The organism is Sphingomonas sp. PP-CE-3A-406 (genome assembly GCF_003688625.1).
In the GTDB taxonomy this organism is placed as follows: Bacteria; Pseudomonadota; Alphaproteobacteria; order Sphingomonadales; family Sphingomonadaceae; genus Sphingomonas.
In genome coordinates, this window is the sequence record NZ_RCWY01000002.1 from 1091621 (window position 1) to 1103983 (window position 12363).

Sequence of the window (12363 nt, forward strand, 5' to 3'; positions counted from 1 at the left end):
AGGACCTGACAAGAGGGATAGCGCCGTATGACGACCGTCTATTTGGCCATGATCTGCGGCGTCATCGCCGTCCTATATGGTTTCGTCACCAGTCGACAGGTGCTCGCCGCCTCCCCCGGCAACGCAAAGATGCAAGACATCGCCGCCGCCATTCAGGAAGGCGCCAAGGCCTATCTCGGCCGCCAATACACCACGATCGCGATCGTCGGCGTCATCGTCGCGGCGATCCTGCTGTTTACGCTCGGCTACATCTCCACCATCGGCTTCGTCATCGGTGCGGTGCTGTCGGGCGTCGCGGGCTATGTCGGCATGAACATCTCGGTCCGCGCCAACGTCCGCACCGCGGAGGCCGCGCGGACGTCGCTGCAGGCCGGCCTGACGCTGGCGTTCCGATCGGGCGCGGTCACCGGCATGCTCGTGGCGGGTCTCGGCCTGCTCGCGATCAGCGCGTTCTTCTGGTACCTCACCGGACCCGCGGGCCATGCGCCCAACGACCGGATCATCGTCGAGGCGCTCACCGCACTCGCGTTCGGCGCCTCGCTGATCTCGATCTTCGCACGGCTCGGCGGCGGCATCTTCACCAAGGCGGCGGACGTCGGCGCGGATCTGGTTGGCAAGGTCGAGGCCGGCATTCCCGAGGACGACCCCCGCAACCCCGCCGTGATCGCGGACAACGTCGGCGACAACGTCGGCGACTGCGCGGGCATGGCCGCCGATCTGTTCGAGACGTACGTCGTCACGCTGGGTGTCACGATGATCTCGATCGCGCTGCTGATCCAGGCGAGCGGCGCCGAACTGATGCGGCTGATGACTCTCCCGCTGCTCGTTGGCGGCGTGTGCATCGTCACCTCGATCATCGGCACCTACATGGTCCGGCTCGGCGGCGGCAGCATCATGGGCGCGCTCTACAAGGGCTTCTTCACCTCGACGATCCTGTCGATCCCGGCGATCTATCTCGCCACCCAGTACGTGCTCGGCGACCTCCACCGCGTCATCGGCGGCGCAGGCTTCCTCGATCCCGCGACCGACGACCTGACGACGCAGGCCGCGCCGTCGCTGACGCAGAGCTTCACCGGCATGGACCTGTTCTGGTCGATGATGATCGGGCTCGTCGTCACCGGGCTGATCGTGTGGATCACCGAATATTACACTGGCACCAACCACCGCCCGGTCCAGTCGATCGCCAAGGCATCCGAGACCGGTCACGGCACCAACGTCATTCAAGGCCTCGCGATCAGCCTCGAATCGACCGCGCTGCCGACGCTGGTCATCGTCGTCGCGGTGATCGTCGCGTACCAGCTCGCCGGGATTATCGGCATCGCCTTCGCCGCGACCGCCATGCTCGCCCAGGCCGGCATGGTCGTCGCGCTCGACGCCTACGGCCCCGTCACCGACAACGCCGGTGGTATCGCTGAGATGGCCGGCTTGCCCGACGACGTCCGCCAGCGGACCGACGCGCTCGACGCGGTCGGCAACACCACCAAGGCGGTCACCAAGGGCTATGCGATCGGCTCGGCCGGGCTCGCCGCCCTCGTCCTGTTCGGGGCGTACACAACCGATCTCGCGACGTATTTTCCCGATGTCACGGTCGATTTCAGCCTGTCGAACCCGTACGTCATCGTCGGTCTGCTGCTCGGCGCGCTGCTCCCGTATCTGTTCGGTGCGTTCGGCATGACCGCCGTCGGTCGCGCAGCCGGCGCGGTCGTCGAGGAAGTCCGCGAGCAGTTCCGCAACAATCCCGGCATCATGCTCGGCACCAGCCGCCCCGACTACGCACGGACGGTCGACCTAGTCACCAAGGCGGCGATCCGCGAGATGATCGTCCCTTCGCTTCTACCCGTCCTGAGCCCCCTCGCCGTATATTTCATCATCACCACGGTCGCAGGCCAGGCCGCGGGCTTCGCCTCGCTCGGCGCGATGTTGCTAGGCGTGATCGTCTCCGGGCTGTTCGTCGCGATCTCGATGACGAGCGGCGGCGGCGCCTGGGACAACGCCAAGAAGTACATCGAGGACGGCCATCACGGCGGCAAGGGGTCCGAAGCGCACAAGGCCGCGATCACCGGCGACACCGTGGGCGACCCGTACAAGGACACCGCAGGCCCCGCGGTCAACCCGATGATCAAGATCACCAACATCGTCGCGCTGCTGCTGCTGGCAGCACTGGCCGGCGGCGGGGTGGGGTGATTACCTGATCGCTGAGCGGCTAGGTCATGCTGGCCGCTCGGCGATCGTCTTTCGACGCCCCGAAGTGACTATCGCTATTTCTGAAGAACAATTGCGTCGGATCACCATAGTATATTTCTGCTGGATGCGAGCGTTCTACGGCAGGAAACTCCATAGCGGATCATATCCGCCGACTACGGATGCATCTCACTTGGACGCGGCTGGAATTGTACCCGCATCTTCCCGCAATGCGAAACCGCCCCGAAAATCACCTGTTCTATGGCGACAACCTCGCCGTGCTTCGCAAGGAGATCGCCGACGAAAGCGTCGACCTGATCTATCTCGACCCACCGTTCAATTCGAACGCGAACTACGGCATCCTGTTCAAGGAGCCCGACGGCAAATCCTCCAGCGCGCAGATCGAGGCGTTCGAGGATACATGGCATTGGAACGAGACCGCCGAGGACGCCTTCGACCAGGTTGCCCGCAGCGGCAATACCAAGACGTTCGACCTGTTGAACGCGATGCGCGGGTTTCTCGGCGATAACGACATGATGGCGTACCTGGCGATGATGGCGGTCCGCCTGCTTGAACTGCACCGCGTCTTGAAGCCGACCGGCAGCCTGTATCTCCACTGCGATCCAACCGCGAGCCATTACCTGAAGCTGCTGCTCGACGCGATCTTCGGCAAGCGGCATTTCCAGAACGAGATCGTCTGGAGCTATCGCCGTTGGCCATCGGTCTCGCACCGGTTCCAGCGGATACACGATTGCCTGCTGTTCTACACCAAGAGCGAGAGCGGCAATCTGTTCAACACGCTCACCGTGCCGCCGTCGGCGAGCTCGCTGAAACGGTGGAAGGGATCGATGCAGAAGGTCACGTTCACGGCCGACGGCATGCGCAACCCGACCCGGGAATCGGGCACATCGCTGGGTGTCGCCATGAACGACGTCTGGGAAATACCGATCATCGCCCCCGTCTCGAAGGAACGGCTCGGCTACCCGACGCAGAAGCCGGTGGCCCTACTGGAGCGCATCATCGCCGCCTCGTCGAACGAAGGCGACGTCGTGCTCGATCCGTTCTGCGGGTGCGGCACTGCGGTGCATGCCGCGGAGAAACTCAAGCGGCAATGGATCGGCATCGACGTCACGCATCTTGCCATCTCGCTGATCGAGAAGCGAATGAAGGATGCGTTTCCCGCCGTCACGTTCACCGTCGAAGGCACGCCGAAGGACCTCGCCTCCGCCTGTAACCTCGCGCTACGCGACAAATACCAGTTCCAGTGGTGGGCGGTGTCGATGGTCGATGCGCTGCCGTTCGGCGGCCGGAAAAAGGGTGCGGACGGCGGCATCGACGGACTGATCTATTTCAACGATCATGACCCGGCATCGGGCAAGATGGTGACGCACCGCGCGATCGTATCGGTCAAGGGTGGGCTCAATCCGGACACCGCGATGGTCGAGACGCTCGCCGCGACGATCGCGCGCGAGAAGGCACCGATCGGCATCCTCATCATGAACGCCAAACCGACGCGCGAGATGGAGCGCCGTGCCGCCGCGGTCGGCATCTACCGTGCCGGCGTCGACGAGACGTTTCCCAAACTCCAGATCCTGACGCTTGCCGATCTGTTCCAGGGCAAGCGCCCGCGCATCCCCAACGTCGATCGCGCCGCGTTCCGGCGCGCGGCACGCGAAGCCAACGCGTTTCAGCCGAGCCTGCTGTGACATTCCGCGTCCGTCGTCCTCGACCGGTGCTCTTGTCCAACGCCACTTGATGGCCGATATAGGGATCGAGCAAGCGGGTTCGGGCATCACGCCCGTATCCGCCTTCGGCCGTGCTTTCCTTTTTCGCGAACCTGCGGTAAGGGCGCTCGTCCCGAAATTCCCCCAATTCAGAGATTATATTTGGCCAAGGAAGAACTGCTCGAGATGCGCGGCCGCGTGGTGGAACTCCTCCCCAACGCGATGTTCCGGGTTCAGCTCGAAAACGACCACGAGATTCTCGGTCACACCGCCGGCAAGATGCGCAAGAACCGCATCCGCGTGCTGGTCGGCGACGAGGTGCTGTGCGAACTCACGCCGTACGATCTGACCAAGGGTCGCATCACCTACCGCTTCAAATAAGCCCGTGGGTGCTCCGGCGCCCGCCGCTTTTCAAGACGAGGCACCAATGCTGGTCCTGGCCTCTTCCTCGCCCCGCCGCCGCGATCTGCTCGCACGGCTCGGCGTCGTGCCGTCGCGCGTGGCATCTCCCGACATCGATGAGAGCCCGCGCAAGGCCGAACCGCCCCGCGCCTATGCTCTTCGCCTCGCAGTCGAGAAGGCCAGCGCTGTCGCACGTGCGGAGGGCGAGATCGTCCTCGCCGGCGACACCACGATCGCGCTCGGCAGCCGCATCCTGCCCCCCGCCGACACGATCGAGATCCAGCGCGACCTGATCGGCAAGCTGTCGGGCCGCCGCCACCATTGCCTGTCTGCGGTCTGCGTGATCGACGCGGCGGGCAAGGTGCGGACGCGGATCGCCGATACGATCGTCGCGTTCAAGCCGCTGTCCCCCGCCGAAATCGAAGATTATCTCGCGTGCGGCGAAGGGCTGGGCAAGGCCGGCGGCTACGCGATCCAGGGCCGCGCCGAGGCGTTCGTCCGCTTCCTGTCGGGCAGTCATTCGGGCGTCGTCGGCCTGCCGCTGTTCGAAACGCGCGCGCTGTTGAAGACCGCAGGCGTCGCGCTTGCCTGACTCGGGGCCTGCATGGCTCTACGAAGCCGGCATCGGCGAAGCGCGCGCGGCTCTGGTGGACGATGATCAGATTGTCGAAACTGCGATCGAACTCGACACCGAGGCACTGAAGGTCGGCCTCGTCGCCCGAGCGCGGCTCGTCGAACTGCTGCCGGGACGCCGCGGTCGCGTCACGCTCGACGGCGGCGAGGCGCTGATCAACCACCTACCCCCCGGCATCACGCAGGGTGCGAGCCTCACCGTCGAGATCGTCCGCGAGGCGCTGCCCGAAGCGGGCCGCGCAAAGCTCGCGAAGGCCGTGCCCAGCGACCTGCCGCCTTGCCCCGCGCCGACGCTGTACGAGCGCCTCGTGGCGACCGGCCTGCCCGTCCGCAGTCCGCGCGCACACGAACCCGACGCGCTGGAGGCGGCGGGCTGGTCCGAACTCCTTGACGAGGCCGTGAGCGGCGAGATCGTGTTCCCGCTCGGCGCACTGCGGCTTTCGCCGACGCCGGCGATGACGCTGTTCGACGTCGACGGCGCGCCACCACTCGACACGCTCGCGATCGCCGCCGCGCAAGTCGTAGCGCGCGCGATCCGCCGACACGGTATCGGCGGCTCGATCGGGATCGATTTCCCGACGATCGCCGGCAAGGCGCAGCGCAACGCCGTCGCGGTTGCGATCGACGAGTCCCTGCCGCAACCGTTCGAGCGCACCGCGATGAACGGTTTCGGCTTCCTCCAGATCGTCCGCCCCCGTCCGCGTGCGTCGATCCCCGAGATCCTTCGCGCAGATTCGGTCGGCGCAATGGCTCGCGCGACGCTCCGCACGCTCGAACGCACGCCGCCGACCGCCTCGCGCCGTCACACCCTGCCTGCAGCCGTCCATGCACGTCTCGTGGCGCGTCCTGACTGGCTCGCGGAACTCGCGCGCCGCACCGGCGTCGTCCACGAACTGGAGAGTGCCCGATGACCCCCACCGCCTCGACCGTCAAATGCCCGATCTGCGACCAGCCTGCGGTGCCCGAATACAAGCCGTTCTGCTCGAGCCGCCACCGCGACCGCGACCTGTTGCAGTGGCTTGGCGAAGGCTATCGCATTCCCGGCCGCGCAATCTCGCAAACGGGGCTGGACAGCGCCGAAGACCCCGACTAAACGCGCCCTTCCGATCGCAAGGTCGGACGCTTCTCCGGTCCCAGACCGGACGTGCCCGGATAGCTCAGTTGGTAGAGCATGCGACTGAAAATCGCAGTGTCGGCGGTTCGACCCCGTCTCCGGGCACCATTTTCTTATATTGTGATCTAAGCTGCCGGATCATCCGCAAGACCGCGAGCTTGGACCCCAAAATCCGTTCGTGCTGAGCGTAGTCGAAGCACCTTCGCTTGGGGCACACCCTTCGACTTCGCTCAGGGCGAACGGAGGGAGTCTCGAACGGAATTGGGGGTATCCCCCTGATGGGGAGCCGTTAGCGGACGACCCGGGTGACGTGACCCATCTTGCGCCCCGGCCGTGCGGTGCCCTTGCCGTACAGGTGCAGATGCGCGCCTGATTCGGCCAGCAGCGCCGCCCAGCGATCCGCGTCGTCGCCGATCAGGTTTTCCATCGTCGCCTCACGCCCGGTCAGCGTCGTTGCGCCCAGTGGCAGGCCACAGATCGCGCGGATGTGATTTTCGAATTGCGAGCATTCGGCGCCTTCGATCGTCCAGTGGCCGGAATTGTGCACGCGGGGCGCCATCTCGTTGAAGACCGGGCCGTCGGCGCCGACGAAGAACTCGCACGCCAGCACGCCGACATAGTCGAGTTCGGCGGCGATCCGTTCGGCCAGCGCGGCGGCTTCGTCGGCCTGCGCCAGCACCGCGGCGGGCGCGGGGACGGTCGAGTGACGCAGGATCGCGTCGCGGTGGACGTTGAGCGGCGGATCGTAGCGCGCGATGCTGCCGTCAAGGCCGCGGGCGATCAGGATCGAGAACTCGTGCTCGAACGGTACGAAGGCTTCGAGCACTGCGGGGCCGCCGATCGTGTCCCAGGCGGCTTGTGCGCCTTCGGGCGTGTCTATCTTGACCTGCCCCTTGCCGTCATAGCCGAAGCGCGCGGTCTTGAGGATGGCGGGGGTGCCGATCGCTTTCAGGCCCGCCTGCAGGCTTTCGAGGCTGTCGACCGCGGCCCAGGGTGCCGGGCGGCCGCCGACGCTCTCCACGAAGCGTTTTTCGCCGATCCGTTCCTGTGCCACGCGAAGCGCGCGAGGGCTCGGGTGGACGGGGACGCGGTCGGCGAGCCATTCCACGGGCTCGACTGCGATGTTCTCGAACTCGTAGGTGATCACGTCGCAGGCGTCGGCGAAGTCGGCGAGGACGATGCGGTTGTGATAATCGGCGCGCGTCATGGTCGACGCGGACTGTGCGGCGACGCTTTCCTGGTCGGGCGCGAGGACGTGCGTGTGATAGCCGAGCTGCGCTGCGGCGGTCGCGAGCATGCGGCCGAGCTGGCCGCCGCCGAGGATGCCGATGGTCGATCCGGGAGGAAGCGGCGTCATGTCAGCGTCTTTCAGGCGGGGTCGGTGGCGACGGCGTCGGTCTGTGCCGCGCGCCAGGCTTTGAGGCGCTCGGCCAGCGCATCGTCGGACGTTGCGAGGATGGCGGCCGCCAGAAGGCCGGCGTTGATCGCGCCGGGCTTGCCGATCGCGAGCGTGCCGACGGGAATGCCGCCGGGCATCTGGACGATCGAGAGCAGGCTATCCATGCCCTTCAGCGCCTTCGATTCGACGGGGACGCCGAGTACCGGGAGGTGCGTCATCGAGGCGGCCATGCCGGGGAGGTGCGCTGCGCCGCCTGCCCCGGCGATCACCACCTTGAGGCCGCGATCGGCGGCGGTGGTCGCGTAGTCGTAGAGGCGTTGCGGGGTGCGGTGCGCGGAGACGACCTTGGTCTCGTAGGCGACGTCGAGCGCGTCGAGCGTCTCGGCGGCGTGGCGCATCGTCTCCCAATCGGAGGTGCTGCCCATGATGATGCCGACTAGAGCCACGATCGCCCCCTGATTCAAGGAGCGCCGTGCCTAGCGACGTGGGGGGGCTAGGGCAATGTTGTTGGTGGGTAGCTACCCTCTTGAAACTACACCTCCCCGGCGAAGGCCGGGGTCCAATTGGGAAACCGAGCTAACCGATGGCGGCGCTCCGTTACTGCCACCTTTCCAATTGGGCCCCGGCCTTCGCCGGGGTGGTGCTCCTTCAGGACGGTGTCAGCGCTCGCTGAGGTAGTAGCGGTCCGTCGCGTTCAGGTCGGCGTCGAGTTCGTAGACGATCGGCTGACCGGTCGGGATCTCGAGGCTGGTGATCTCGTCGTCGGGGATGTTGGAGAGGTGCTTCACCAGCGCGCGGAGCGAGTTGCCGTGGGCGGAGATCAGGATGCGCTGGCCGTCCTTCAGCGCGGGCGCGATCCGCTCGTCCCAATAGGGGAGGACGCGCGCGATGGTGTCCTTGAGGCTCTCGGTTCTGGGGATCGCGATGCCGTCGTAACGCCGGTCCTTGGACAGGTCGAACTCGCTGCCGTCGTCGAGCACGGGCGGGGGGACGTCGAAGCTGCGGCGCCAGATATGGACCTGCGCATCGCCGTGCTTGGCGGCGGTCTCGGCCTTGTCGAGCCCGGTCAGGCCGCCATAGTGACGCTCGTTCAGGCGCCAGTCCTTCTCGACCGGGAGCCAGAGGCGGCCCATTGCCTCCAGTGCGATGTTGAGCGTCTTGATCGCCCGGGTCTGGAGGCTGACGAAAGTCTGGTCGAAGTCGAGGCCCTTGGCGGCCATCAGCTCGCCTGCGGCCTTGGCTTCGGCCTCGCCCTTGGCGGTCATGTCGACGTCCCACCAGCCGGTGAAGCGGTTCTCGAGGTTCCAGGTGGACTGGCCGTGGCGGATCAGGACTAGGGTCGGCATTCGGGCTCCTGCGATGGCGGGACTGAACGGAAGGGTTCAAAGGTTAGGATAAGGTTACACCCAGGCACGATCCGCGGTGCTTGAACCCAAGCCTCCAGACCATGCCAAGCCGTTGTTATCGGGTCAGATTTCGTCGATCATGCCGGCGAGCGTCTCGAGCATCGCATGCGCGAGCCGTTTCGAGCGCTCGGGCGACCAGCCGAACTCGGGATCGGCGTTGGCGTCGTGATCCTTGAACGGCATCTCCAGCGTCATCGACACCGCGCCGAAGCGCTCGGCGAGCTGGTTGGTCGACATCGACAGGTTCGCCGAGCCCGGTGCGGACTTGGGATAGCCCTTCTCGGTCTGGAAATCGGGCGTGTGCGCCGCAAGCCGCCGGCCGTATTCGTAGAATTTCTCGCCGTGCGCGTCGGTCCAGGAGGGAATGCCTTCGAAGCCGGCGATGAAGTTCGCAGGGATCGCCTCGTCGCCGTGGATGTCCATCGCGACGTCGACGCCGGTGAGGTCCATCGCGTTGCGCACGCACAGGACTTCGGGGCTCTTCTCCGGCGTCGGCGTGTGCCATTCGCGGTTGAGGTTCACCCCTACCGCATTGGTGCGCAGGTGACCGCGGCGCGTGCCGTCCGGGTTCATGTTGGGGACGACGTTGAAGGTCGCCTTCGCCAGTAGCGCGGCGGTGATCGGGTCGCCCGAATCGGTCAGCCGCTCCAGCGCGCCTTCCATCCACCATTCGGTCATCGATTCGCCGGGATGCTGGCGACCGTAGATCCAGACCTGCTTCGGCCCCGACCCGATCGTGAAGCAATCGATCGCCTGGCCGTCGAGCGACTGGCCGAGTTCGCGGTGCGCGACACCCGGCAGCAACGCAGTGCGGGCCACCAGCGCCTCGTGCATTTCCATCGTGTACGGCGCGAAATAGGCGAACCAGGCGAGATCGGTATTGGCGGTGAAGTCGAATTCCAGCACGCCATTGTCATAGCGCGTCTCGATCATCCGCCACGCCTGCCGATCGGTGCTGGCGCGCGTCTTGTAGCCCGGCCAGCCGAACGGATAGGCCGACTTCCCCGCATTCAGGATGCGGTAGGTCAGCGTGCGGCCGGCCGCCCCCGCCACGCGGAAATAGAACCACTGGAAGAAATCGGACTGGAAATCGGTGACGATCTCCAGGTCGATTCGGTCTCCCTCGATGGCGACAACGCGAATGTTGCCGCCATCGAAGGCTGCATTGATGGTGACGGGGCTCATGGTCTGTACGGTCATTTCACCTGAATAGTGCGACCGGACTCACCGGGGAACCCCATGAACAAGGCGCGGGCGAGCTTCCCGGCCTGGATATCGGTCGTCGCGTCGGCCTTGCGGGCATCGGCGAAGGTCTGCGCGCGGCCTTCCCAGACGGGCGACTGGTCGGCGCTGCGCTTGATCGTCACCGACAGCTCGGACACCAGGATCGCAGTGCGCCCACCGCCACCGATCGGGAAGCCGACACCGCCGCCAAGACCGACGCCGCCACCGCCACGACCGCCGCTGAAGCCCCCGCCGCCGAGACCGATGCTGAACGGCGCCGGCTTGGGCGGGCCTGCCTGCGTGGTACGGGTGAAGCCGACGGTCGCGACCAGCAACGGCTTCGCGCCCGGTGTCGGCACACTATAGCCGGCCTTCAGAAGTTCGCCCTGTACGGCAGCCGCATAGGTCTTGAACTCGAGGCTCGCGGGGCCGCCGCCGGTGAGCGGCTGGACTGCGATCGTTCCGCGGTCGATCGGCTCGCCGAGATGATAGCGCAACACCTCGGTCGGCGGCAGCGACGGGCCGGTCGCGCACGCGGTGAGGGATGCGCTTGCCAGCGCCAGGACCAGGATCGAACGAACCGCCATCGGGACTTCCTTAGAATGTTGCGCTATAGTAACGCTCCGACCAGCCGAGTGGGTTCCCGGATGGCAGGAGTGTGTCCGTTGCTTGACTTGGACACACCCCGCCATTAGGCGATCCCGTCTTTCCGCACACCTAGAATTGAAAAGAAGCGAATCGATCATGAAGATCCGCAATTCCCTGAAGTCGCTCAAGGATCGTCACCGCGATAACCGCGTGATCCGTCGTCGTGGCCGTACCTACGTCATCAACAAGACTAACCGTCGCTTCAAGGCACGCCAGGGCTAAACTCCTGAAGACCGCCGTCATTTTCGACGTCGGTCGCGTTCTTTACGACTGGGATCCGCGGATCCTGTACGAGCGCCTGATCGACGACGATCGGGCGCTCGACGCGTTCCTGCGCGACGTCGTGACGATCGACTGGCACTTCCAGCACGACGCTGGCCGCGACTTCGCCGACACCTCGGCGGAGCTGGCCGTGTTGCATCCGCAGCATGCCGACCTGATCGCCGCCTGGGGGCCGCGATTCGTCGAGAGCATCGGTGCGCGAATCGCCGGCATGCACGAGATCGTCGAGGAGCTGGACGCGGCCGGCGTACCGCTGTTCGCGATCACGAACTTCAGCCACGAGTTCTGGCCACCCTTCCGCGCGCGTGAAGCGCAGTTGTTCGACCGGTTCCGCGATATCGTCGTGTCGGGCGAGGAGAAGATGGTGAAGCCGGATGCGGCGATCTATCGGCTGGCGCTGGAGCGATTCGGGTTGGCGGCGGCGGATGCGGTGTTCGTCGACGACAATGCGGCGAACGTGGCGGGCGCGCAGGCGCTGGGGATCGAATCGGTGCTGTTTACCGATGCGGCGGATTTCCGCGCGCGATTGGTCGAGCTTGGGCTCCCGATCGCCCAACACCCGTCATCCTGATGAAAGTCAGGATCCAGAGCCATTAGCGTCGAGGCCTGTGACTCTGGACCCTGACTTTCGTCAGGATGACGGGGTGGCGTAGCTTACCGGTCCAGCGAGACCGACTGGCGCAGGTTGGCCACCGCCGTCTCCTGATCCGCGACGGGCGTCTCCGGCTCGACCCCGCCCTCGAAATCGTCCGTTACCGTCACGGTCGTCCCCAGCGTCGTCACCCCGAACAGCTGTTTCGCAAAGCCGAGCGGCACGCGGATGCAGCCGTGCGACGCGGGGAAGCCCGGGTTGCGGCCCGCATGGATCGCGATGCCATCCCAGGTCAGCCGCTGCATGAACGGCATCGACGCATCGTCGTACAGGCTCGATTTGTGGACCGCGTTCTTCTGCAGGATCGGGTAGGTCCCGAGCGGGGTATCCTTGCCGTCCTTGCCGCTGGAGATGGTCGTCGCCGCGATCATCGACGCCCCGCGATAGACGAACGCACGTTGCTCCAGCAGGCTGATGACGATGCTGACCGGCTCGCTCGCGCCATTGTCCTTCCAGACGAACTGGTTGGGCGAGAGTTCGGTCGCGGCCTGCTCGATCGGCATCGCGGCGAGTGCGCCGGCCGACGCCGCCAGCGCAGGACTCGCGCCCGCGAACAGCGCGACGGCCAGCCCGATTGCCGTCACTGGCCGCATCATCCCGATCATCATCACACCCGTTCTCGAATCCCGATATCCCGCTCAACGCGCGATTCTTCGAATCGTGCCGCGAGACGAGGGAGTCGACGAACCGACCCCAAG

At 65.8% G+C, this 12363-nt stretch carries 14 protein-coding genes and 1 tRNA gene; 9 read left to right on the plus strand and 6 right to left on the minus strand.

What is annotated here, in order from left to right:
* Positions 1–27 precede the first annotated feature (27 nt).
* The 7 genes from C8J44_RS11365 to C8J44_RS11395 all read left to right on the plus strand — a co-directional run bounded on the left by C8J44_RS11365 (position 28) and on the right by C8J44_RS11395 (position 6162).
* Positions 28–2184: a sodium-translocating pyrophosphatase gene (locus C8J44_RS11365; protein ID WP_121904540.1), complete on the plus strand. Its 2157-nt coding sequence runs from the start codon at positions 28–30 to the stop codon at positions 2182–2184.
* Positions 2185–2411: 227 nt separating this feature from the next.
* A complete protein-coding gene (locus C8J44_RS11370) occupies positions 2412–3887 on the plus strand; it encodes a DNA methyltransferase (protein WP_121904541.1) in 1476 nt (491 codons plus the stop codon).
* Between the two features lie 180 nt (positions 3888–4067).
* Positions 4068–4286, plus strand: coding sequence for a translation initiation factor IF-1 (gene infA, locus C8J44_RS11375; protein ID WP_031441079.1), 219 nt, complete (start codon positions 4068–4070; stop codon positions 4284–4286).
* Between the two features lie 46 nt (positions 4287–4332).
* Positions 4333–4899, plus strand: coding sequence for a nucleoside triphosphate pyrophosphatase (locus tag C8J44_RS11380; RefSeq protein WP_121904542.1), 567 nt, complete (start codon positions 4333–4335; stop codon positions 4897–4899).
* A complete protein-coding gene (locus C8J44_RS11385) occupies positions 4892–5851 on the plus strand; it encodes a ribonuclease (protein ID WP_121904543.1) in 960 nt (319 codons plus the stop codon). The genes C8J44_RS11380 and C8J44_RS11385 overlap by 8 nt, the downstream gene beginning before the upstream one ends.
* Positions 5848–6033, plus strand: a complete 186-nt coding sequence (locus C8J44_RS11390; RefSeq protein WP_121904544.1) for a DNA gyrase inhibitor YacG — start codon at positions 5848–5850, stop codon at positions 6031–6033. The genes C8J44_RS11385 and C8J44_RS11390 overlap by 4 nt, the downstream gene beginning before the upstream one ends.
* Positions 6034–6086: 53 nt before the next feature.
* Positions 6087–6162 (plus strand) — tRNA-Phe (locus tag C8J44_RS11395).
* Between the two features lie 181 nt (positions 6163–6343).
* On the opposite strand, the gene C8J44_RS11400 is transcribed toward C8J44_RS11395, so the two are convergent.
* The 5 genes from C8J44_RS11400 to C8J44_RS11420 all read right to left on the minus strand — a co-directional run bounded on the left by C8J44_RS11400 (position 6344) and on the right by C8J44_RS11420 (position 10670).
* Entirely contained in the window at positions 6344–7411 is a 1068-nt protein-coding gene (locus tag C8J44_RS11400; RefSeq protein ID WP_121904545.1) for a 5-(carboxyamino)imidazole ribonucleotide synthase, read from the minus strand.
* An 11-nt stretch (positions 7412–7422) separates the two neighbouring features.
* Positions 7423–7878: a 5-(carboxyamino)imidazole ribonucleotide mutase gene (purE, locus tag C8J44_RS11405; protein WP_120300935.1), complete on the minus strand. Its 456-nt coding sequence runs from the start codon at positions 7876–7878 to the stop codon at positions 7423–7425.
* A gap of 234 nt (positions 7879–8112) precedes the next feature.
* Complete coding sequence (gene gpmA, locus C8J44_RS11410) at positions 8113–8799, minus strand: 2,3-diphosphoglycerate-dependent phosphoglycerate mutase (protein WP_056052480.1); 687 nt, start codon at positions 8797–8799, stop codon at positions 8113–8115.
* A gap of 123 nt (positions 8800–8922) precedes the next feature.
* Entirely contained in the window at positions 8923–10059 is a 1137-nt protein-coding gene (locus C8J44_RS11415; protein WP_121904546.1) for a M14-type cytosolic carboxypeptidase, read from the minus strand.
* The gene (locus C8J44_RS11420) at positions 10056–10670 is read right to left on the minus strand and encodes a DUF4136 domain-containing protein (protein WP_121904547.1); all 615 of its coding nucleotides are present in this window, start codon (positions 10668–10670) and stop codon (positions 10056–10058) included. Before C8J44_RS11420 ends, C8J44_RS11415 begins: the two co-directional genes overlap by 4 nt.
* Before the next feature lie 157 nt (positions 10671–10827).
* Between C8J44_RS11420 and ykgO the strand changes: the two genes are divergently transcribed.
* A complete protein-coding gene (gene ykgO / locus C8J44_RS11425) occupies positions 10828–10953 on the plus strand; it encodes a type B 50S ribosomal protein L36 (protein WP_003046794.1) in 126 nt (41 codons plus the stop codon).
* Positions 10954–10957: 4 nt separating this feature from the next.
* The gene (locus tag C8J44_RS11430) at positions 10958–11584 is read left to right on the plus strand and encodes an HAD family phosphatase (RefSeq protein WP_121904723.1); all 627 of its coding nucleotides are present in this window, start codon (positions 10958–10960) and stop codon (positions 11582–11584) included.
* 83 nt (positions 11585–11667) lie between these two features.
* On the opposite strand, the gene C8J44_RS11435 is transcribed toward C8J44_RS11430, so the two are convergent.
* Positions 11668–12273 (minus strand): L,D-transpeptidase family protein, encoded by a 606-nt coding sequence (locus C8J44_RS11435; RefSeq protein WP_259466814.1) that lies wholly within the window; start codon positions 12271–12273, stop codon positions 11668–11670.
* Positions 12274–12363 lie beyond the last annotated feature (90 nt).

Bases quoted from the DNA above. Each gene is read 5' to 3' on its own strand.
- C8J44_RS11365 (WP_121904540.1), top strand. From the start codon at position 28: ATGACGACCGTCTATTTGGCCATGATCTGCGGCGTCATCGCCGTCCTA.
- C8J44_RS11370 (WP_121904541.1), top strand. From the start codon at position 2,412: ATGCGAAACCGCCCCGAAAATCACCTGTTCTATGGCGACAACCTCGCC.
- C8J44_RS11380 (WP_121904542.1), top strand. From the start codon at position 4,333: ATGCTGGTCCTGGCCTCTTCCTCGCCCCGCCGCCGCGATCTGCTCGCA.
- C8J44_RS11390 (WP_121904544.1), top strand. From the start codon at position 5,848: ATGACCCCCACCGCCTCGACCGTCAAATGCCCGATCTGCGACCAGCCT.
- C8J44_RS11400 (WP_121904545.1), bottom strand. From the start codon at position 7,411: ATGACGCCGCTTCCTCCCGGATCGACCATCGGCATCCTCGGCGGCGGC.
- purE (WP_120300935.1), bottom strand. From the start codon at position 7,878: ATGGGCAGCACCTCCGATTGGGAGACGATGCGCCACGCCGCCGAGACG.
- gpmA (WP_056052480.1), bottom strand. From the start codon at position 8,799: ATGCCGACCCTAGTCCTGATCCGCCACGGCCAGTCCACCTGGAACCTC.
- C8J44_RS11415 (WP_121904546.1), bottom strand. From the start codon at position 10,059: ATGACCGTACAGACCATGAGCCCCGTCACCATCAATGCAGCCTTCGAT.
- C8J44_RS11420 (WP_121904547.1), bottom strand. From the start codon at position 10,670: ATGGCGGTTCGTTCGATCCTGGTCCTGGCGCTGGCAAGCGCATCCCTC.
- ykgO (WP_003046794.1), top strand. From the start codon at position 10,828: ATGAAGATCCGCAATTCCCTGAAGTCGCTCAAGGATCGTCACCGCGAT.
- C8J44_RS11435 (WP_259466814.1), bottom strand. From the start codon at position 12,273: ATGATGATCGGGATGATGCGGCCAGTGACGGCAATCGGGCTGGCCGTC.